The organism is Streptomyces sp. NPDC000404, assembly GCF_040300365.1.
Lineage (GTDB): Bacteria > Actinomycetota > Actinomycetes > Streptomycetales > Streptomycetaceae > Streptomyces > Streptomyces ramulosus.
Genome location: NZ_JBEPDN010000002.1, coordinates 255,494 through 275,950, shown reverse-complemented (window position 1 = coordinate 275,950; position 20,457 = coordinate 255,494). Strand labels below are relative to the sequence as shown.

General features: G+C 69.1%; 18 protein-coding genes and 2 pseudogenes. 9 read left to right on the top strand and 11 right to left on the bottom strand.

Going from position 1 to position 20,457, the window contains the following annotated elements:
• Window positions 1–782: 782 nt before the first annotated feature.
• From ABT345_RS04300 to ABT345_RS04285, 4 genes are all read right to left on the bottom strand, one after another.
• Entirely contained in the window at window positions 783–2,474 is a 1,692-nt protein-coding gene (locus tag ABT345_RS04300; RefSeq protein ID WP_345081665.1) for a glycosyltransferase family 39 protein, read from the bottom strand.
• Window positions 2,464–4,689 carry a hypothetical protein gene (locus ABT345_RS04295; protein ID WP_345081662.1) on the bottom strand — a complete coding sequence of 742 codons (2,226 nt, stop codon included), beginning with the start codon at window positions 4,687–4,689 and terminating at the stop codon, window positions 2,464–2,466. The genes ABT345_RS04300 and ABT345_RS04295 overlap by 11 nt, the downstream gene beginning before the upstream one ends.
• A complete protein-coding gene (locus tag ABT345_RS04290; protein WP_345081659.1) occupies window positions 4,686–5,384 on the bottom strand; it encodes an ABC transporter ATP-binding protein in 699 nt (232 codons plus the stop codon). The genes ABT345_RS04295 and ABT345_RS04290 overlap by 4 nt, the downstream gene beginning before the upstream one ends.
• Before the next feature lie 142 nt (window positions 5,385–5,526).
• A complete protein-coding gene (locus ABT345_RS04285) occupies window positions 5,527–5,865 on the bottom strand; it encodes a hypothetical protein (protein WP_345081656.1) in 339 nt (112 codons plus the stop codon).
• Between the two features lie 892 nt (window positions 5,866–6,757).
• Between ABT345_RS04285 and ABT345_RS04280 the strand changes: the two genes are divergently transcribed.
• Window positions 6,758–7,297: a phosphoribosyltransferase family protein gene (locus ABT345_RS04280; protein WP_345081653.1), complete on the top strand. Its 540-nt coding sequence runs from the start codon at window positions 6,758–6,760 to the stop codon at window positions 7,295–7,297.
• 37 nt (window positions 7,298–7,334) lie between these two features.
• Window positions 7,335–7,983: pseudogene (locus tag ABT345_RS04275) on the top strand (transposase).
• Window positions 7,984–8,194: 211 nt separating this feature from the next.
• Here ABT345_RS04275 and ABT345_RS04270 read toward each other — a convergent pair.
• The 3 genes and pseudogenes from ABT345_RS04270 to ABT345_RS04260 form a co-directional block, all read right to left on the bottom strand.
• Window positions 8,195–8,326: pseudogene (locus ABT345_RS04270) on the bottom strand (undecaprenyl-diphosphatase); the annotation flags it as partial.
• A 2-nt stretch (window positions 8,327–8,328) separates the two neighbouring features.
• Complete coding sequence (locus ABT345_RS04265) at window positions 8,329–8,856, bottom strand: hypothetical protein (RefSeq protein ID WP_345081650.1); 528 nt, start codon at window positions 8,854–8,856, stop codon at window positions 8,329–8,331.
• Between the two features lie 54 nt (window positions 8,857–8,910).
• Window positions 8,911–9,567 (bottom strand): transposase, encoded by a 657-nt coding sequence (locus ABT345_RS04260; RefSeq protein WP_345082523.1) that lies wholly within the window; start codon window positions 9,565–9,567, stop codon window positions 8,911–8,913.
• A 1,028-nt stretch (window positions 9,568–10,595) separates the two neighbouring features.
• On the opposite strand from ABT345_RS04260, the gene ABT345_RS04255 reads away from it, so the two are divergent.
• The 4 genes from ABT345_RS04255 to ABT345_RS04240 all read left to right on the top strand — a co-directional run bounded on the left by ABT345_RS04255 (window position 10,596) and on the right by ABT345_RS04240 (window position 13,990).
• Window positions 10,596–10,904 (top strand): DUF6317 family protein, encoded by a 309-nt coding sequence (locus tag ABT345_RS04255; protein WP_345081647.1) that lies wholly within the window; start codon window positions 10,596–10,598, stop codon window positions 10,902–10,904.
• The gene (locus ABT345_RS04250; RefSeq protein WP_345081644.1) at window positions 10,901–11,740 is read left to right on the top strand and encodes a hypothetical protein; all 840 of its coding nucleotides are present in this window, start codon (window positions 10,901–10,903) and stop codon (window positions 11,738–11,740) included. Before ABT345_RS04255 ends, ABT345_RS04250 begins: the two co-directional genes overlap by 4 nt.
• A 22-nt stretch (window positions 11,741–11,762) precedes the next feature.
• Window positions 11,763–13,268, top strand: a complete 1,506-nt coding sequence (locus tag ABT345_RS04245; protein ID WP_345081641.1) for a putative T7SS-secreted protein — start codon at window positions 11,763–11,765, stop codon at window positions 13,266–13,268.
• A gap of 410 nt (window positions 13,269–13,678) precedes the next feature.
• Window positions 13,679–13,990, top strand: coding sequence for a hypothetical protein (locus tag ABT345_RS04240; protein ID WP_345081638.1), 312 nt, complete (start codon window positions 13,679–13,681; stop codon window positions 13,988–13,990).
• Between the two features lie 661 nt (window positions 13,991–14,651).
• On the opposite strand, the gene ABT345_RS04235 is transcribed toward ABT345_RS04240, so the two are convergent.
• Window positions 14,652–15,515: an undecaprenyl-diphosphate phosphatase gene (locus tag ABT345_RS04235; protein ID WP_345081635.1), complete on the bottom strand. Its 864-nt coding sequence runs from the start codon at window positions 15,513–15,515 to the stop codon at window positions 14,652–14,654.
• 166 nt (window positions 15,516–15,681) lie between these two features.
• Window positions 15,682–16,383, bottom strand: a complete 702-nt coding sequence (locus tag ABT345_RS04230; protein WP_345081632.1) for a TVP38/TMEM64 family protein — start codon at window positions 16,381–16,383, stop codon at window positions 15,682–15,684.
• Between the two features lie 159 nt (window positions 16,384–16,542).
• Here ABT345_RS04230 and ABT345_RS04225 point away from each other — a divergent pair, with 159 nt between their 5' ends.
• A complete protein-coding gene (locus tag ABT345_RS04225) occupies window positions 16,543–17,397 on the top strand; it encodes a spermidine synthase (protein WP_345081629.1) in 855 nt (284 codons plus the stop codon).
• A 22-nt stretch (window positions 17,398–17,419) separates the two neighbouring features.
• Here ABT345_RS04225 and ABT345_RS04220 read toward each other — a convergent pair whose 3' ends face one another.
• Window positions 17,420–18,700 (bottom strand): MFS transporter, encoded by a 1,281-nt coding sequence (locus tag ABT345_RS04220; RefSeq protein ID WP_345082520.1) that lies wholly within the window; start codon window positions 18,698–18,700, stop codon window positions 17,420–17,422.
• Between the two features lie 188 nt (window positions 18,701–18,888).
• Here ABT345_RS04220 and ABT345_RS04215 point away from each other — a divergent pair, with 188 nt between their 5' ends.
• Both ABT345_RS04215 and ABT345_RS04210 read left to right on the top strand, forming a co-directional pair.
• Complete coding sequence (locus ABT345_RS04215; protein ID WP_345081626.1) at window positions 18,889–19,344, top strand: DUF4442 domain-containing protein; 456 nt, start codon at window positions 18,889–18,891, stop codon at window positions 19,342–19,344.
• A 183-nt stretch (window positions 19,345–19,527) separates the two neighbouring features.
• On the top strand, window positions 19,528–20,181 hold the full coding sequence (locus tag ABT345_RS04210; RefSeq protein WP_345081623.1) for a DedA family protein: 654 nt from the start codon (window positions 19,528–19,530) through the stop codon (window positions 20,179–20,181).
• Between the two features lie 57 nt (window positions 20,182–20,238).
• On the opposite strand, the gene ABT345_RS04205 is transcribed toward ABT345_RS04210, so the two are convergent.
• Window positions 20,239–20,448, bottom strand: a complete 210-nt coding sequence (locus ABT345_RS04205; protein WP_345081620.1) for a hypothetical protein — start codon at window positions 20,446–20,448, stop codon at window positions 20,239–20,241.
• Between the last annotated feature and the right edge of the window lie 9 nt (window positions 20,449–20,457).

Genomic DNA, 20,457 nt, shown 5'->3' with positions numbered 1-20,457 from the left:
GTTCCCCGGCCCGGGCCCCGAAGGGCGTCACGGTCAGTCGACTGAGCGCTGATGTACGTTCGACCCCATGATGCGCTCTGGAACTCCGGCTGGTGGCCCGGTGAGCGGTTGGTGGGACTGCTTGGAGGAGCGGACCTGCCGAGAGGTCGATGCCGATGTGCTGCGCGACCGCCGGCTGTCGGCGGTCAGGTCCGTCCGGGAGGCCCTGCGCCCGCTGGGGGTGGGCCTGCACGAAGCCGAGCGGGTGGTCCACGCGCGATACGAGGCTCTGGGCGACCGCGTGCAGCGCACCCCGCCTGATCCGCTGGACCTCCCCTCGCTCGCAGCCCGGCCGCGGCTCTCCCCGGTCGTGTGGTGGCGGTGGAGGTGTTGTGGGACGGCGATACAGTCCACGACTGGTTCGTGCTTCTGGTCGCGGTCCTGGACGCCTCAGAAGGGGAGGGCCGCCTGGCGACCATCTACCAGCGACCTGACGGCCCTCCTCCTGGTGTTGCCGCCGCCGCGGCCGGCCGGGCGCTGGCCGGCCACCTGCGGGTGCCGTTCCACTTCGCGTCTCCGGACGTCCCTGATGACGACGCTCCGCGTTGGAGAGAGCCCCAACGGCTGGTGGAAGGGCCGTGACCGCAGGCGAGGCGGCCCGCATCCACGGAGCGCTCCTGGACGGCCGCCCGAGAGCCGGGCAACCCTGCTGGTCGACGCCACCCATGACGCCATACGCCGCAGCTATGAGGAATGAGGCACCGCCACATCGGAGACCAGCGCGCTTTTTCCGCCTCCTCGGTCTACAGCATGCTGGTACGAGGCCTATCTGAGTAGCTCAGCCAGGCGTCCCGTGCCCTCGCCGGGACCGATGGCAGCACACCGACCGGGGCAAAGTGGGAGAACAGGCCCCTGCTCCCCTCGCCGTCGGGCTGTGTGGTTTCCGGTACCCGCCGGCCGCCACCGTCATCGCGCCGTTCGTAGACGCTTATCCGGCGGCCTCGTTCGACGCTGTCTGCACAGCGCACGAAGTGTGCGTCCAGGGTGCGTTGCTTGGTGCGGTCGGCCATCGAGTCGTCTTGGCGGGGCCCGGGATCGGTGACAAGCACTATCCGTCGCGCGCTCAGTATCGCGCGCTCTATATCGAGCGGCCCGGCCTCTATGCCCTTCAGGGTTCCTGACTCCACCGGTCCCTGGGCCAGGGCGAGGTCTCGCAGACCCGCGAATGCGTGGGGTGAGACGAGGGCGGTGTCGCGGCGTGCGGCGGGAATGTAGAGCACGCCGTCGGCGGCGCCGCGGACCTGGCCGACAGTGGCTGCCGCGGTAAGGACGTCGTCGACACGGTTTTGTTCGCTACGCACGCGGAGCTCGATCGGGAGAAGCGCCAGGAGGGCCACGGCGAGAGCAGCGGGGAGCAGTACGGCGGCGGATGTCCTCAAGCGCGTCGCGAGCACGGCGAGGAGGGCGCCTATGAGGAGCGCGAGTCCCGCATAGGCGAACAGCACGTAGCGCGTCACGTAGAGGGGTTGAATCAGGGAGATCAACGCCAGAGCGAGCTGGGGGACCGCGCAGAGCGGGAGTCCGACGGTGGCCAGGTTCACGCGTGCCTGGGGCGCGTGCTCGCGCATGCTCCCCGGCATGCGCGCATGCGCCAGCAGTGAGCACAGGGCTGCGATCGTCACGGTGGCCAGCACGCCGAGTAGCGTCGACCAGCCGGTCGGCTTGATCCAGGAGACCTGCGAGGCTTGGGCCCGGCTGGCCAGGATCAGCGGCAGGGCCGCGACAACAGCCCCGAGGGCGGCAAGCAGCCACCCGGCTCGTCGAGCGCGGTCAAGGCGGGCCCACGCCACCGTCACACCGTGCGCGACCAGCGCGAACAGCGAGAACCAGTTGAGCAGCGCGGCGATCAGAACGGCCAGCGCGTACCAGGTCCACCGCCGACTGCCCGGCCGCTCAAGGGCGCTGATGAGGAGCCAGGTAGCGAGTACCACGAAGACGAGGACAAGGGCGTACGAGCGGCCCTCTTGGGCGAACTCCTGGACTGCCGGAATGACCGCCAGGGCCAGCCCCGCACCTATCCCGGTCCAGCGGTCCGAAAGCCGGGCTCCGACGAGTGCCGTCAGCCCGCACGCGGTGGCGGTGGCGAGGACGGAGGGCAGCCGCAAGGTGACCAGACTGTCGCCGAAGAGGGCGAACACTCCGTGCATCACCACGTAATAGAGGCCATGGACGACGTCGGCCTGGCCGACGAGGTGCCCTATCTCGGCCAGGGACCGATGCGCCGACTGCCACGTTGCCGCCTCGTCCCGCCACATGCTGTATTCCCGCGTGATACCCCACAGCCCCAGAGCAAGCGAAAGGACGGCCGGGCCGAGGAAGACAGCAACCCGGCCGCGCCGCACTGCGCCCCTGAACTTTCCCACCGTGCCGTCCTGCTCGCCGCCGGCTCCTCCGTCATCCGGGCCTCCTCGCAGGACCCGCTGGTCACTCGCCATGCGGACGCCACTGCGACGACTGGCGCTGCGCTGCACAAGAGCCCCACCACCAGGTCAGTACGGCGAGCGTGGCCAGGGATCCCGCCGTCGCGGCGAGCATCCCGCTGGACAGCTCCACACCATTGGCCGCGCTCACCTGAGGCATGGCCAGCCAGGACGCGACGATGACACTGGTGGCGATCGTCGCGAGCATCGGGACCAGCAAGGTCCACAGGGCCGTGGAGTAGTAGATCTTGCGCTCACCGGTGAGCACGCTCAGGGGCGCGACCACGTGGCTGAATCGCAGGAATTCGGCGAGGTTGGCGAGGACGATGGCAAGGGCGACGATCAGCACACCGGGGAGCCCGAAGAAGACGACCCAGCGGCCATGGGCCACCTGATTGTTGGCACCGACCAGCCAGGAGCCGCCAGGGGATTCGACGGTGACCGCGGCCAGCGGCAGGGCATCCCTCAAGAGCTGGTTGATCTGCGCCTCGGGAAGGTCCTTGCCGTCGGACGAGGCCAGCACGACGGTCCGGGGACCACCGCCCGTACCGGCCGGCAGCACAGGCCCCTGCTGCGCCGATATGTGTTCACTGCCAGGGCTGGTCCACAAGACGGCCTCGGCGATCCGCTGGTCGGCACTACGCGCAGCGGTGGAAGCAGGCTTCTGCGAGCAGGTGAGCTGCACGGCCTGCAACGCCGGACAAGAGCCCTGGAGCCGCACCACGCCCCCCGGTGCCGGGTCCGTCGGCGGATACAGCGCGATCATCTCCGTTCCGCGCGGGAAGCGCTGGAGAACCGGGTCCAACTGCCGTCGCGTCGGGCCGCCGGGCTCAATGTGCATGAGCAGCATGCTGGTTCCGACCCTGTTCACCGTGGCTTGCGCGGCCCGCGCACTTTCGCCGAACTGGGAGTTCTTCAACTGAACCTGGCTCACCAGGACCAGCGCGATGCCGACGCCGGCGACCAGGCGAGAGACCACTCCTGGGTGCGCGGACGCGTGTCGGCCGGCGATGAGGGCGCCCGCGCCGCCGGTGCGCCGCGTCGAGCGGGCCAGCCGAGCGCCGAGGGCGGCGGCGCCGACCGCGACCGCGCACGGCAAGGTCGCCATGGCGGCCACCACGCCGGTGTTGTACAGCTTCATTCTGAGATCGGAATACTGGGCAGGATCGAGCTGAGCCGGCCCCCAAACGGTGCCCACCACCAGCAGCGGGCAGGCCAGAGCAGCCCAGCGCACCATCTGCCCCTTGTGGGCGGCAAGCCGGGTGGCACGTGTCCGCCCACGCCGCCCCGTGCGGTGCAATGCGCACACGAGCAGGAGCAGCACAGCCGCGGCGACGCATCCCGCCACCGGCACGGCCCACCACCAGCGTTGCAGGTCAGCTGCCGAAACCCAGTAGTTGATCCAGGGGAGCCGGAGGTTTCCTGTGGCCGGCACGCACAAACCCGGGAGCATCCCCAGGGCTGCGCCCGCGAGTATCGGTGCCGCCGACTCCCCGACATTGAGCAGAACTCGATGGCGCCCGCCGCCGCCCAGGGCGCTGATCAGCGCCGTGCGCTTGTCACGTCCCGCCGATCCCATACGGGCAGCGACAACGGCAAGAGCTCCGGCGGGCACCAGGATCAGGTAGAGGGCCGTCAGGAACTTCCCTTCGTCGGCGACGAACAGCGGATCGCCGGTCCGCAGCCCCTTCTCCCCACCGAACCCGACGACGGAGAGCGCCGCCTTCTTGTCCAACTGCCGGTCGGTGGGGTTGATATAGCCATACCGTTCCCCCGGACTGGCCAGCCCTTCATCGCGAATCGTTCCGACCACCTTGCCGTACCGGCCTACGGCTCCTTCAGACCGCAGCGCCTGCACAAGGCTGGGAGACAACAGCGCCTCGCCCGGCGCCGGCCACCGATCGATGCCAGGGGGAAGCGGCATGTCCTTGGTCAGCGGACGCAGGTAGACCAAGCTGAACTGCCGGCCATCGCTCTCGTCGAAGTCATTCTTGCCCAAGGCCACCGGCTGGCGATCAGGAAAAGCATCCTTGAACTGCAACGCCCGGTTCGCCGAACGGAGTGCGATGCCTTCGTACGCGGCGTGCACCGCAATCATCGACGTCAGGCCCAGCGTCAGCACGGCAGTGGCCAACAGCAGGGCAACCGCCCTGACGTGACCGCCGCCCGCCCGCAGCCCCGAGGCCCAGCCCATGCGCAGAAGCTGCCCCCACAGTGAGCGCTCCCTCATGACCGGCCTCCCAGATCACGCCGCACGAGCGTGGCGTTCTTGAGCTCCCAGCAACGGTCCGCACGGTCAGCCACCTCGGCGTCATGCGTGACGACGACCAGCGCACAGTCGTGCCGTCGGGTCACCTCGAACAGCACCTCTGTCACGCTGTCGCGGGTTGCGGCGTCGAGCGCCCCGGTCGGTTCGTCGGCCAGCAGAACGGCGGGATCGTTGATCAAAGCGCGTGCTACGGCGGTGCGCTGCCGCTCGCCGCCGGAAAGCCGGCCGGTGGGCACTCCCCGGTAGGGCACACAGAGTTCACCGAGCAGTTCCTCGGCGCGCTGGTACGCCCGCTGAGCCTTGCTTCCGCCCAGCAGGGCCGCCAACGCGACGTTCTCCACCGGGGTCAGTTCGGGCAGCAGCTCCCCGAACTGGAAGACCACTCCCATGTGCCTGCTGCGGTGCCGCTCCAACGCCCGTCGACGCATCTTGACGATGTCGCCACCCGCTACCTGCACCGATCCCGCCGACGGCCGGATCAGCCCCAGGAGGCAGCCGAGCAGCGTGCTCTTGCCGCTTCCGCTCGGCCCCACCACGGCCGCCGACTGCCCTGCAGACACCGTCAGGTCCACCCCGTCAAGCAGCACCCGGTCAGCGACCTCGTACCGAAGACCGGTTACTGCCAGCATCGGATCCACCGTTGCTGCGCCGTCCATTCCCTGCCCCCTGGAGCACTCTCGCCAGTCATCGACCTGGCACGACAAGGCAGGAGGGGCGGCGGAACCGCCGCCCCTCCTGCCTCTTGATCCTCAACTTCTGCGTAGAGGCGACTGAGCGTTCAAGCCACCCGGCACGGCATCAGCCGCGGTTGAACTTGCTGCACTCGTCGTCGTTGTCCGGCACCCAGTTGCAGGTGCGCAGCTGCGTCACCTTGCCACCGTGGTTGCTGTAGACGGTGCTCCCGTTGATCCCCGACTTGTGCCACAGGGTGTAGTAGCTGGACGGATCCGTGGTCCGGTAGTAATCAGCGTGTGCCTTGACGTTGGCCTTGTACATCTTCAGGCCGACCTGGTCATTGTTCGAGCGCGTGTAGGAGTACGCCTGACCGCCCGGCGACCATGCCTCGAGAGCAGACGCCGAAGTCGCCCCCATCAGCGTCGTGCCGGCGACCATGAGGCCCACGACCGTCTTCTTCATTCTGCAATCCCTCCCTGAACGGGCGTTTCGGCACTGTTGCCGGAACGGCCCGTGAGTGCGCCATAAAGTACGAACTCCGTTCGACGGCGATCAACCGTTCTATCGCTCAAATGTCCGGAATCTGACGTCGTGCTTCAAACGAAAAGAGAGGATCAAGCGGGATGTAGGGAGATAAATTGCCGTGATCGCAGCAAGTGATCTAAGGAAAGGAGTTGGCCAAGTTTGATCGGTAGGTGCGACATCATTGGTCAGAGGCCGGTGTGGGCGGTATCTGCTGGTTATAGGCCAGGTGGGGTGTGGCCGCTGGTCAGATGTGAGCCAAGCCGGTTCAGTCAGGCACCTGCACGCAGCGGGACTGCGTAGTGCATGGGGACGCGGACTTGTTGGCGGGTGAACCTGTCGCGTTCGCCAGAACCGTGGGTGGGGAACGCGATAGGGGGGCGGAGCATTGGTGTAGCCACCATCGGCTGCCCCACTCCAGCCCGACCTCGCCGACGCGCCCGGCCCTGCTGTGTCACTGGGACTTCGGCGGCAGCGGGAGCGCTGGGCGATCGCGGCCGACCTCGGCTGCAGCCCGGCCCAGGTCGACCCCTGCGCTTCCTGCCGAGAGGCGACGCACCGCTACGGCCACGGCGCCAATCCCCTGTGCACCGCCTGCCGCGCACCACGCCGTCGGCGCTGATCCCGCTGCTGGTAGGCGTACCCACCGTCGGGTGATCGCTGTGTGCGTCGCGGGAGTCTCCCCACGAGGTTCCCGCCCACCGGCCGCGCCTGGAGCAGGGCTCGACCACCGGCAGAAGCCAGATGCCGGCACCGGCTCGGGCAACCTCGACATTCCCCGAGCGGAGAATCCGCTTGCCCGGGCTGCCAGTTCGTCCGCAGACTCGCGATCATGATGCCTCACGCGCGCGGCCTGGTCCTTGAACGCTTCCGCTGGATCGGCGGCCATGCTGACGTCTGGCAGGTCTTCCGTGACCCCGAGACTCTTGCTGCGGTGGTCCGTGGACTGGCCGAGCCGTTCCGGGAAGACGGAGTCACGGCCGTCTGCGGCATTGAGTCGCGGGGGTTTCTGCTGGGCGCGGCAGCTGCCGTCGAGCTCGGCGTCGGCTTCGTCGCGGTACGCAAGCGCGAGGGGATCTTCCCCGGGAAGAAGGTCACCAGGCGCAGCGACCCCGACTACCGGGGTACTCGCCAGGAACTGCGTCTGCAGCGGATGACGGTGGGCCCCAAGGACCGGGTGCTGCTGGTCGATGACTGGATCGAAACGGGTAGCCAGGCGTCGGCTGTGCGGTCGATGGTCGAGGAATGCGGCGGGCAGTGGGCCGGCTGCTCCGTCATCGTTGACCAGACAGCCCCGGCCCGGCGGGCGGATCTGGGCGTCCGCGGCATTGTCACCGTAGCCGAACTTCCGGCTTGGGATGGGCAGTCCTGACACGTGTCCGCCTGGCTGGTTGCTCGGTCGACTGGATGTGTCTGTCCGATTAGCGATCACTGATGCGATGTGGGACAGGATCGCGCCACCGATGCCGGCCGATCCGGTTCGCGGGCGGCGGTGGGCCGACCACCGCCGCACGCTTGAGGCCATCGGGTGGAAGTACCGCACCAGCTCGCCGTGGCGAGACCTGCCGGACGAGCTCGGCCCGTTTCAGACTGCTCACAAGCGTCTGATCAGATGGGCCGTCGACGGCACATGGGAACGCGTCCTCGCCGCTCTCCTGGCCACAGTCGATGCCGAGGACGACACCGACTGGACCGTGTCGGTCGACTCGACCCCTCGCCGTCCTGGCCGACCGTGCGTATTCCTCACGCGCCATCCGTACCCACCTGCGGCGTCGGGGCATCCGCGCGGTCATTCCACAGCCGTCCGACCAGGCCGGTCATCGCCTGAGGCGAGGCCGACTCGGAGGCCGCCCGCCAGGCTTCGACAGCGAGGCATGCAAGCAGCGGAACACCGTCGAGCGGTGCATCAACCACCTCAAGCAGCGGCGCGGCCTGGCCACACGAACCGGCAAGCCCGCGATCGCCTACCAGGCAGCCCTGCACCTCGCGGGCATCCTCATCTGGGCCCGACGCTGGCCAAACAGACAGAACCCAGGCCGCGACACGAACCTCAGCTGACCCGCTCCACCCTCTGTACGGAAGGGCCCGCACGGCAAGCCGTGTGGGCCCTTCCGCGTCACCCCTTGCTTTGCGGACGCACACGCTCTATGAGGTCGTATCCCGCCTCCCCGGTGGGAGATGAGTGGGAGACAAGTGGGAGATGATCACGGCGTGATGCTGCAATCAGGCGCTGGGAAGTGCTGGATAGCGCTACCTGCACGGCCCGGTTTCAGCCCGCCGAAGCGCCCGTGTCCGGAGTCAGGACACCCGCTCCGACCAGCGCGAACAGCACGATCCCCAGCACGATGCGGTAGACCACGAACGGCAGGAAGCTCTTCGTGCTGATGAACTTCATGAGCCAGTTCATCGATCAGCGCTCCGTGCTGCCTTGACCTGGGCTTTCATCCAGCCATGGAGATCAACTGGGAGTGAAGTCGGAGACACTGGTAGCCATTCAGGATCCAGCGTCACAACGAACCGCTCCCACCGCATCTGCAACGACTCCATGATGCGTCGCTCCATCGCCGTGGTGACGTTGCTGTACAGCCCCTCAACACCTGCGACCTCATGGCCCATCCGTGACTCGATCGTCACCCGGGCGTTCCCGCCGCCGTCCTCGTCAAGCCACTCCTTGTGCCTGTGCCGCATCAGGTACTGACGCTTGCCCGTATATGACGTCGCAGGCATCCTGGGCTGCGACCGACGCGACCGTACTGTCTGCGTCTGCCCTGGTCTCGTCCTGACGAAGTTCTCCTGAGCCGGCCTTCCGTCGGCGATGCGCCTCCAGTGGTAATAGGTGAAGTTCGCGTTCGCCGGCAAACCACCACCAATGAGCACAAAAACCCATTCGCTGTCATGAGTGCTCAGAAGCATCTCCAGCAGTTCCGCCAAGAACCGGGGAATCACCAAATCGCGGTATGACGCTATAGCCGAGGTGCGCTGCCTTCACCCATCGATTTCGGCGGCAGGAACTCGTAAGACGATTACGACCGGGCCTTCTTGAGGTGTCTCCAGCAGATGAGGCTGCAGGCCAGGGCGACGAAGGCGTCGTGCAGTTCGGTTCGGTGTTCCCATCGGACGGCGAGGCGTTTGACCTGGTGGAGCAGGGCGAAGGCCTGCTCGACGACGTACCGGAGTTTGCCCAGCTCCTTGAAGATCGGGGGCGCCCTTGCGTGAGATGACCGGCAGGATCCGGCGCTTGCGCAGCTCGCGGCGGTTGGGTTTGGAGTCGTAGCCCTTGTCGCTGAGAAGTGCGTCGGGTCGGCGGCGAGGGCGGCCGGGCCGTCCAGCCACGGGCGGGATGCCGTCGACGTGGGCGAGGGTCTGGGTGACGTCGTTGGCGTTGGCTGCGGTGGTGATGACCTTGAACGGGGTGCCGCGGCCGTCACAGATCAGGTGGTGTTTGCTGCCCGTCTTCCGTCGGTCGACCGGCGAGGGACCGGTGTCGGCTCCCCCTTTTACGCGCGGATGTGGGAGCCGTCCGCGCACGCGCGGGACCAGTCGAGTTCGCCCGCCGCGTTGAGTTCGGCGAGCAGGATGCGGTGAAGCTGGTCGAAGACAGATCTGGGGCCGGGAAACGAACTGATCGAGCAGCTTGGGCATCGCTGGGTGCAGCATCCGCGCATGGAACGTTCGCGCCATCGGCAGGTGGATCCGGGTGAGCAGACCCTCAGTCGGTTGCCGGTGCGGGTAGCTCCGTTGGTCGCGTCGCCGTCGAAGCCCACGATCACCTCCAGCGGGGCATCGCCTCGTCGGTAAGCTCGGTCGAAGAGGGCTGTGGCCGCCCCCGGTGCCCGCCCGGTCCGCGAAGGCAGCGCCCAGCGGCCTGCTTGGTTTCGGCTGTACGGCAATGGTGGCCGATGACGAACGCGGCTTCGACGCCGACCATCAGCTCCAGCTCGGAAATCAGCCGACGCACCGCAGTCGGTGCCTGCGACGAGCGTGTCACCACGCGGACCGTCGCTCACCGGGCGCGGTCGCCGGAGAACCGGCGTCGAGGCCCGCATCAGTCGTCCCGAGCATGACTTTGGCTTCTGCCACACCCGCCTCCACCGTCCGACCTGGACCGGAATCGGGGCCTTCGCGTACAACCATCCAACGGATGGCCGCCCTCAGCCGGTGCGACGGCCCCCATCAACAGACCAGCAACCTCGGGATGTCCGCCCGCTCCGTGGTTCCGGACAGTGCTGCGCCTGGCCGTCTCCTGGATTCTGCACCGGCCGAGTGGAGGTGTGATGTACGCCATGGTGAACAGATGCAGGCTGTGGATGCTGGATCGACACCGAGGCTCCGGTCTCTGTGTCAGGCGCACGCCAACTCTTCGAGGGGCTCGCAGACACCACGGATATCTACGGCGGCACCCCCTTGCGTGAACAACTAGGCAACGTCGAACCACACTTGCTCTCTGAGCCGGCTGCTTCGAGGTTGGGCAGCCTCTATCCGGATACCTCGTGATGGAGCGGACGCGCTCACCGACGAGAAGACCCCCACCCTGGAGCGAAATCCTGAGCTGCCGTTGCTGTGTCGTGCGGTCGCAGAGAGCGGAGCGGTGCCCTTGACCTGGGGCGGAGGTCGTAAAGTGAGCGTGAGGCTTGTGACGCAGTGATGGCACCAGGGGGAGTGCACCGGCGATGGCTGGCTACTACAAGGTTGAACTTGAGATGCTCGCGCAGCTCATCAACCAACTCGGCGAATGCGCGGGCAACATGCGGTCTGCGATGAAAGAGCTGAAGGACATTGGACCCAAGGGCGCCGGATACGACGAGTTGGAGGATGCCTGCGATGACTTTCAGGACAAGTGGGGGTACGGAATCGGCCTGATCGCCGATGCCACGGGGGGCGTCACCGAAGGTCTCTCCGAGTCCCGCAAACTCTATGAACATCTTGAGCATCAGATCGCCGAGTCGTTCACGTCGTCCGGGAAGGCTGTCGGCAAGTGAACTCGATACCAGGCCCTCGAGCCGCCCGGACCCAGGTACCGCATCCCGCAGATCCGGCATGCGCTGACGCGCAGGCCGACCGCCCGACGGCCGCTGTAGCCGGACCCGGTGCTGACTCCGGCAGGGACCGCTCCTTCGCGGCAGAGCCGGGAGGCAGCCCTGACGTCGAGCGGGCAGCCTTCCGCCTGCAGGTCCAACCGGAGTTCCACGCCATCCCGCTGGGGCTCGGTCAGGGGGAAGAGGCGTTCGACGAGCAGATGCGGCAGTTCGCTCGTGACTACTGGGGCGAAGAGGAAGAACGCGAACCGCTCCGCAAGCTCACCACAGCTCTGTACTCCACGAACTCACAGGAACTGGCTGCAGGCGGCACTGTCTACAACGCCTTCGGGGTATTCCGCATTGCCGGATCCGATGACGAGGAACAGCCCTCCGAGCGCATCAGCCGTGCCTCCCTCACCATCAGCGTTCGCGACCTGGACAACACGAACGCCGACCTCGCGGCCGCCGGCATCGCCGAGACGCTGGAACAAGGCCAAGGAAGCGGCGAAGTCCAGCTGATCAGTCTCCCCGCCGGACCGGCTGTCGTGCACATCGCCGGGTCGCGTGCGGTATGGGAACTCTCCGACGGAGAGCACGAGAGGCATTTCGTCCGAATCGAGATCTGGATGCCGTTTCCCGACGAGGACCGGCTGCTGCTTCTGTGCCTGAGCACTGCCGACGTCCAAGACCTCTTCTTCTACCAGTCAGTCCTTGCGGACGTGGCCGACACCATCACCTTCGGCGAATCCGAAGAGCCCGATTCCGGCACCAGCCCACAGGCGCCGGCCTCTCTCTGACCGCGCCGAGGAGAACGCACCTATGAGCACGCAGACCTACGACGCGCTCGGCTTCGACCCGGCGCCCGGAGTGCCCGCCGCGGTACAGCATCTGGTCACCACCCTCAGCAGAGTGGGCAATCAGCTGAACGACGCTCACGGAACCCTCACCAAGCTCGGCAAGGCCGACGGCGCGTGGGAAGGCGAGGCGGCGGCCGCTTTCGCGAAGAAGGTCGGCGAATTGCCGAAGCATCTGACTGAGGGGCACAGCTCCCTCATCGATGCCGCGCATGCGTTGAACACATGGCAGTCGAAACTTACCGACTTCCAGTCGATCGCCCACCGGTACGAGCGGGAGGCCGAGGAAGCGCGCAGCGCCCTCAAGGAGGCGCAAGGTAACCCAGATCTTCAGCTTGCCGGTCAGAGCTTCGACACCGAAGAAGCGCTCCAGAACGCCCAGCAGCGATTGAACTGGGCAACCAGGCGTGTCAACGAGGCCACCGAATCCCTGGACGCTGTCATCGGCAAGGCCCGGAACTTGCTGAAGGATCACGAAGAGGCCGCGCGTGCGGCCGCTGCCGCGATCCGTAAGGCAGCCGAGAAAGCGCCGGACAAGCCCGGACTTTTCGACCGCTTCATGAAAAATCTCAAGGTCCTTGGCGACGGGATCAAGGAGCTCGCCGAAGGCATCTGGAACTGGATGAAGGAGAACGCCGACCTTCTCTACGAGATCGGAGACTGGCTCGGCTACGCGAGTGCCGCATGCGACGTGCTGGCAGTCATCTTCTCCGAGACCCTCGTCGGCGCCGTGGTCTTCGAGGGCATCGGGATGGCCCTCAACGCCGGCGCCCTGGCCTTCCATGGAGCCGGCTGGGCAGCGGGCGCGAAGAAGGGCAGCTGGGTGGACATCGGTCTCGATGTCGCCGGCTTCGTCCCCTTTGGTGACATGGCGCGAGTGGGAAAGGTCGGAGTCGGCGCGTTCAAGGGAGTCAAAATTCCCATGAACGTTCTGGACTTCGGCGCCAAGGCGGCGGACTCGTGGAAGCGTGCAGGCGACATCATCGAGCACGTCGGCGGAACCGCGAAGCTCGGCGACGATGCCGAAAAATGGGTAGCGCGGAAGAAACATGCCATCCATGTGACAGCGGACAACATGGCGGACAGGTTCAAGGTCGCCGTGGCCAAGGAGTTCGGCGACCGCAACCTGTACCGAGCCGGCGCAGGATTGACGGACGGTGCCTTCCAGAGAATGGTGCCGCAGCTTGTCGAGAACACCCCGTTGGGCCGCATTCCTGCCCTTGCGGACTCCGTCAAACCGATCATCGACAATGCGGGCGAGAAGGTCGGACACTACGTCGACCCCCGGTCCTGGACGGCTCGTGGCTATGAAGCGGTGATGGGGGCGAAGAACCTCTACAAGGAAGGCGCCCGCATCGTCACGGAAGACGTGCAATACGCCTCGGAGAAGGTTCACGACTCGATCGACAAAGCCCGTGACGCAGCCGGCCAGGCCATGGACCGCGCCGCTGCCCTGAACCCTTTCGGATGAGCATGAGCCGGCATCAGCACCCCGCGCCCGCCTGGAACGCATCAGGAGCGGGCGGCCTCCCCCCGTACGCCTTCGTGGTCCGTACCCACAATCCGGTCCCGGTTGGCGGCAGTTGCCCCAACGGTCTCCCTGCCGATGCCGAAATGAGCTCGACGATCATGCAGGTGGGGGCTGCGGCCGGTGACGCTCCGCTTGCTCGGGTGTATGAGGCGCGATCGGCCCAGCGGTGGAGCCGTCAGGCCCCGCGCCCGCTGTGGATCCACTGTGGCCCCGAGGGCATGCCGGCGAGCATCGTTCAACCGGCCTCTCCAGGTGTCCATGAGGTGTACGCGGCAGACGGCACACCCCTTGCCCGGATCACGCGTCGCGCCGGACGGTGGCTTCCGTGGCCTCGGCGCGTCCGGTGGACGGTGCGGACCCACGCCGCATCACAGCAGTTCACCGGCAAGGTCGGCAGCTGGTACGCCTGGCTGGGATACGCGGTGACATCCCCGCTCTGGCTGCTCTTCTGGCTCTGCCTGCTGGTCTACTCACTGCTCGACGGGGATGGCTTCGACGCCGACATCGACGGCCCGACCCGGACTCGCTGGCGCACGCCCGGCCACGGCACAGCCCTCGACCACCGCGGTATCAACAAGGTCTACCACCTCAAGCCGGCACACCTGGACGTCCGAGTCGCCTATGCCCAGGCAATCCTCCAGGCCTGGGAACGCCGGCGCTGATTCATGGGAACCGCGTCCCTTCGTGGGGTGATTGCCGCTGATCGATGGTGCGGCCATCGACGGCAGGTCGAGCGCCGGGGACGGCGGGGCGGCGGGTCCGATCCCGGACTTGCGAGAACGTAAGAGCCTGTCACACGATCTTGAGGGCTCGTGCAGGCAAGCTGCGGCCGGCGCCATCGCCCCGGTTTTGGGTGAAGCGATACATCCGGGGAAGCGCGAGCTGGTCAGTCGGCCCGGCCGAGATCCTTGCCGTAGCAGATCTCGACGTACAGACCCGCGCAGTACGCCGGGATCTCGTGGTAGCTGTGGCGGACGTACATAGCGCGGCACTGAGGTGGTCATCGTTTGAGTATCAGGGGCGAATTGGCCTGGCGTCGGGCCGGATCCGGGCTGTCCGGTGGCCACGCGAGGCGACCAGCCCGCTGGGTTTCGCAGGGAATCAGCGTCAATCGATCAGGCGAGCCCACCGGGGATAGTCCCCATGCCCTGGTTGGCATGACGCCCCTTCAGCGGAGTCGACCTCCGTATGAGCGGCTCACCGCATCTGTTCAACTGTGGGAGTGAAGTGGGAGATGATCAAGTCGGAAGGGCTTGAATCGCCTCTGGAAACCTCTGGATCAGCGGTCTGCTTCCGTCGCTCGGAAGACCTCGATCACCCTGCCTAAGCGCCCGTGTCCGGAGTCAGAAAACCCGCTCCGACCAGCGCGAACAGGACAACGCCCAGCACGATGCGGTAGACCACGAACGGCAGGAAGCTCTTCGTGCTGATGAACTTCATGAACCACGCGATCACCGCGTACCCCACGGCGAACGCGACGACGGTGGCCAGCAGCGTCGGCCCCCACGCGACGTTCCCCTCGCCCGCGTCCTTCAACTCGTAGAGACCGGAGGCGAGGACGGCGGGGACGGCGAGCAGGAAGGAGTAGCGGGCGGCGGATTCGCGGGTGTAGCCCATCAGCAGACCGCCGCTGATCGTGGCGCCGGAGCGGGAGACGCCCGGGATCAGCGCCATCGCCTGGCAGACGCCGTAGATCAGTCCGTCGCGGACGCTCAGATCGGCGAGGTCCTTGCGGCGGGCGGCCGCGCGGTGGCGTCCGCCGTGCTCCGCGCGCGCCGCCCGCCGGTCGGCGAACCCCAGGACGAGGCCCAGCACGATCAACGTGGTGGCGATCAGCCGCAGATCGCGGAACGGCCCCTCGATCGCGTCCTTCAGCGTCAGCCCCAGCACCCCGATCGGCACCGATCCCACGATCACCAGCCAGCCCATCCGCGCATCGTGATCGCTCCGCATCCGGCGGTCGAACAGCGACCGCGCCCACGCCGAGACGATGCGCGCGATGTCGGCGCGGAAGTACAGCAGCACGGCGGCTTCGGTGCCTATCTGGGTGATGGCGGTGAACGCCGCGCCCGGATCGTGCCAGCCCGCGAACGCGGCGGTCAGCCGCAGATGGGCGCTGGAGGAGATGGGCAGGAACTCGGTCAGCCCTTGGACGAGTCCGAGGACGAAGGAAGCGAACCAGCTCATGGGGCGGCAATCCCGGGATGAGGCCGCCCGCTCCCGCGCGCCGCCGGGCGTCGGGAAAGCGGCACGGCACGGCGGACGGCGAAGGCGATCATGCGGCGGCCCGGGCACCGTAACGACGGAAGGTGTACGGCGGGCCACGCCCGGACGGCCACCGGGTGACCGCCGCTCAGCCGCCGCGCAGCGCCGCCCGCTTGCGCCAGGCGAGCCCCGCCGCGACGAGCCCGCTCACCGCGATGAACGCCGTCGCGAGCAGGAACGCCGGCGAGGTGGGGGCGGCCGCCCGCGCCCCCGCGACCGCGTACGCCACGGTGTTGGGGACGCTGCCCACCGCGGTGGCCAGCAGAAACGGTGCCCAGCGCATCCGGGAGACCGCGGCGCAGTAGTTCGTCCCCCAGAACGGCAGCCCCGGCAGCAGCCGGACCACCAGCATGGAGCGGAAACCGTGCTCGCTCAGCTGCCGGTCGGCGGCGGTCAGCCACCGCGCCCGCAGCATCCGCCGCAGCGCGTCCTGCCCCAGCCACCGGCCGAGACCGAACGCGAACCCGGCGCCCAGCACCGTCCCGGCGAGCGAGGTGAGGCTCCCGGAGGCGCTGCCGAACACCGCGCCCGCCGCGAGGTTGAGGAACGGCCGCGGGACGAACGCCATGGTGCACACGCCGTACGCGACGGCGTAGACGATCAGCGCGCCGGGCCCCGTCAGCCGCTCCGGCAACTCCCCGGTCAGCAGCCGCTGCGGCTGCCACCACAGCATCGCCGCCGCCGCCCCGGCGAGCAGCACCACGAGCAGCGCCAGCCGGAACCAGGGGGAGAGGAGGACGCGCACGGCGCGCGCGGCGAGGCCGTCGGAGGGCGCGGCGGGTTCGAACACGTCGGGAGCGTAACCGACGGACGCCCGGGCGCCGGGCGTCCATGAGGCGCGCCGCTCAAGGGCGACGGCGCGGCGGCCGCGGGGCACGGCGTCTTCCGGCGGTCCCGCCCGCCGCGCCCCGTCCCCGTGCCGCCCCCGCCCGCCCGGCACAATGGGAGCGTGGACGCACCTTCCGAGCCGATACCGGTCATCCGTGACGTGGACGGCGGCACCGCCCGACTCCTGCCCGACGTCGACCGGCCCCGGGCCCGGCTGCTGACCGTCGACGGCTCCCCGCAGTCCTATGTGGACCTCGACGCCCCCGAACACCTGGAGTTCGAGTACGTCCGCCGCCTCGCCCACGTCCTGGACGAGGCCGCGCCGCCCGGCAAGCCGCTCGACGTGCTGCACCTCGGCGGCGGCGCGATGACCCTGCCCCGCTACGTCGCGGCCACCCGCCCCGGCTCCCGTCAGCGCGTCGTCGAGGCCGACCGGGGCCTGCTGGCCCTCGTCGCCGACGAACTGCCGCTGCCCGCGGACAGCGGCGTCACGGTGCGCGCCGGCGACGCCCGGCGGGAGCTGGAGGCGGCGCCCGAGGGCTCGGCCGACCTCGTCATCGGCGATGTCTTCGGCGGCTCGCGGGTCCCCGCGCATCTCACCACCGTCACCTACGCCCGCGCGGTGGCCCGCGCTCTGCGCCCCGGCGGGGTGTACGCGGCGAACCTCGCCGACGGCGCGCCCTTCACCTTCCTGCGCGGCCAACTCGCGAACGCCGCCGCGGTCTGGCCGGAGGTGGCGCTGATCGCCGAACCGTCCGTGCTCCGCGGCCGCCGCTTCGGCAACACCGTCCTCGTCGCCTCCGCCGAGCCGCTGCCGCTGGCCGCGCTGACCCGCCGCGCGGCCGGCGACGCCTTCCCGGCCCGGGTGACGCACGGCGCCGCCCTGCGCCGGCTGACCGGCGACGCCGCCCCGGTCGCGGACGCCGACGCGGTCGCCTCGCCCGAGCCGCCGCGGGGCGCGTTCAGCCTCGGCTGACCCGGCCGGGCGGCCCGCCGCCTCAGCCGACCGCCGGACCCTCCGCCACCGGCGGCGCGACGTCCGGCGTGCGCTCGCCCGCCACCGCCTCCGGTGTCCGCCGGGTCAGCCGCCGTACGCCCGGGACGCACAGCACCGCCGCGGTCAGCAGCACGACCAGACCGGCACACCCCCACAGCGCGGCGCGCAGGCCGACGGCGTCCTGTACGGGCCCGGCGAACGCGGTGGCGAGGGGGATCCCGGCGACCGAGCCCAGCCAGTCGTACGAGGAGACCCGGGAGAACTTCTCCTCCGGGATCTCCTGGTGCAGCGCCGTCATCCACGTGACGACGAACACCTCGACCGCCACGCCCGTCAGGCCCATCACGAGGGTCAGCCACCCCGCGGACACCGGTACCGCCAGCGCCGCCGAGGGCAGGGCCAGCGGGAAGACACACAGCGAACCTGCCAGCAGCAGCCGCCGGGGCCGGTAGCGGGTCATCAGCAGCGCCCCGGCCACGGTGCCCGCGCCGAACGCGCCGAGCGCCACGCCCCAGGGCCCCGGGCCGCCCAGGTGCGCATCGGCGACCAGTGGGCCGTAGACCGCCTCCGCCGCCGCGATCACCGCGTTGACCACGGAGAACTGCACCACCACCGACCACAGCCAGGGCCGGGAGATCACCTCCTGCCAGCCGTCGCGCAGCGCCCGGACCATGCCCCCGTCGCCCGTGCGCGGCGGTACCCCGCTCACGTCGAGGAAGGCGCGCAGCGCCCCGGCGCAGGCGAAGGCCGCCGCGTCGGCGGCGAGCACCCAGCCCGGCCCGACGGCCGCGATCAGCGCGCCGCCGAGCGCGGCGCCGCCGATGTTGGCGCCGTTCATGCCCATCCGGTACACCGCGAACGCCCGCGACGCGTGCTCCCCGGAGACGCTGGCGAGCACCATGCCCTCCGAGGCGGGCCCGAAGAACGCCTGCCCGGCGCCGCCCAGCGCGGCGAGCGCCGCCATCTGCCACAGCTGCGGGTCGCCGGTCAGCACCAGCAGCGCGAAGCCGCCCTGGGAGAGGCAGCTGAGGGCGTTGGCCGCGACCATCACCCGGTGCCGCGGCAGCCGGTCGGCGAGCGCCCCGCCGACCAGCAGCAGCGCGACGAGCGGGACGGTGCGGGCGGCGGCGACCAGCCCGACGTCGGTGGCCGAGCCGCCCGCACCCAGCACGGCGAACGCGGCGGCGATCAGCGCCCCGGCGTGGCCGAGCCCCGAGACGACCGTGGCGGTCGTGAGGATCGTGTAGTTCCGCCCCGCCCACTGGGGTCTGCCCCACCTCACCGCCGTACCGCCGCCGCGACGGCCGGGCGTACGGGGCGGGGGAGCGGGCTCCCGGTGTGCTGCGGGCCCGGTCTCCCGGGCGGCTGCGGTGCGGTCGTCGTCATGGGCGTCCACGATATGCGGCGGCCGGCGCCGCGGTGTGGGGACGGGCCTTCCGCCGGAAGCTACTCACAGGTAACATGACGCTCATGTCTTCCGAGCCCCTGCCGTCGATCGGCGCGATGATGGCGGCCTCCGTGCCGATGGTCCGCACCCTCAACCTCGAATTCACCGAGACCACGGCCGAGCGCGCCGTCGTCCGCCTGCCCGACCAGCCCGACTTCCACAACCATGTCGCCGGACCGCACGCCGGGGCGATGTTCACCCTCGCCGAGTCCGCCAGCGGCGCCATCGTGATGAGCGCCTTCGGCTCCGAACTGCACCGCGCGGTGCCGCTCGCCGTCGGCGCCGAGATCGGCTACAAGAAGCTCGCCAAGGGCCCCGTCACCGCCACCGCGCAGCTGGGCCGCCCCGTCGCCGAGGTGATCGCCGACCTCGACGCCGGACAGCGCCCCGAATTCCCCGTGAACGTCACGATCACCCGCGAGGACGGCGCGGTGACCGGCGAGATGTCCATCGTCTGGACCCTCCGCCCGAACAGCTGACCTGGGCCCTGCCTCCCGCCTTCGGATGTTCCCCGGCGCGTGCGCGACCCCGCCCGCGCGCCGGGCTGTCGAGTACGCTTCCCAGGCGCGCCCGTCCGGCGCGCCGGGGGAATCGGATGCACCGGCTTCGGTGACACCCGGCAGTGGCCCACGGGGGCCCGACACCATGCGGAGGAAGCGGCTTTGCACATCCAGGAGTGGCTGGCGACGGTACCGGCCCTGAGCGTGTATCTCCTGGTCGGGGTGGTCATCGGGGTGGAGAGCCTGGGCATTCCGCTGCCGGGCGAGATCGTCCTCGTCAGCGCGGCGATCCTGGCCGCCACCCAGGACCACATCGACCCGTTCGTGCTGGGCGCCTGCGCGTCGGCCGGTGCGATCATCGGTGACTCGATCGGCTACCTCATCGGGCGCAAGGGCGGCCAGCCGTTGCTGGACTGGGCGGGCCGCAAGTTCCCGAAGCACTTCGGGCCCGACCATGTCGCGATGGCCGAGGAGAAGTTCCACAAGTGGGGGATGTGGGCGGTCTTCATCGGCCGTTTCATCGCCCTGCTGCGGATCTTCGCCGGTCCGCTGGCGGGCGTGCTGAAGATGCCCTACTGGAAGTTCCTGATCGCCAACATCCTCGGCGGCATCGTCTGGGCCGGCGGCACCACCGCCCTCATCTACAGCGTCGGCGTGGTCGCCGAGCACTGGCTCCAGCGCTTCTCCTGGCTGGGCCTGGTCGCCGCCCTGCTCTTCGGCGCCGGTTCGTTCCTCGTCATGAAGCAGCGCGCGAAGAAGGCCGCGGCCGCGCGTGAGGCGGCGCAGGAGAAGCCGGTCGGCGCCTCGGCCGACTGATCTCCAGCTCCGCAGCTCTTCCCGGCCCGGTGGCTTCCGCCACCGGGCCGGTGCCGTTCAGCGGGTGAACCAGATGTCGGGCCCGCCCTCCCGCCACTCGCAGATCCCCGCGTCGTCCCAGATCAGATCCGCCGCCGGGAACCCGGCGCGGCGCAGGATGGCGGCGATGTCGCCCGGCCGCCGGGCCCGCCCGATGTCCTGCCCGTGGAGCGTGACGCGACGGCCGCCCGAGCAGGGCGGGTGCACGATGACGGGTGCGCGCTGCATGGCCTCAGC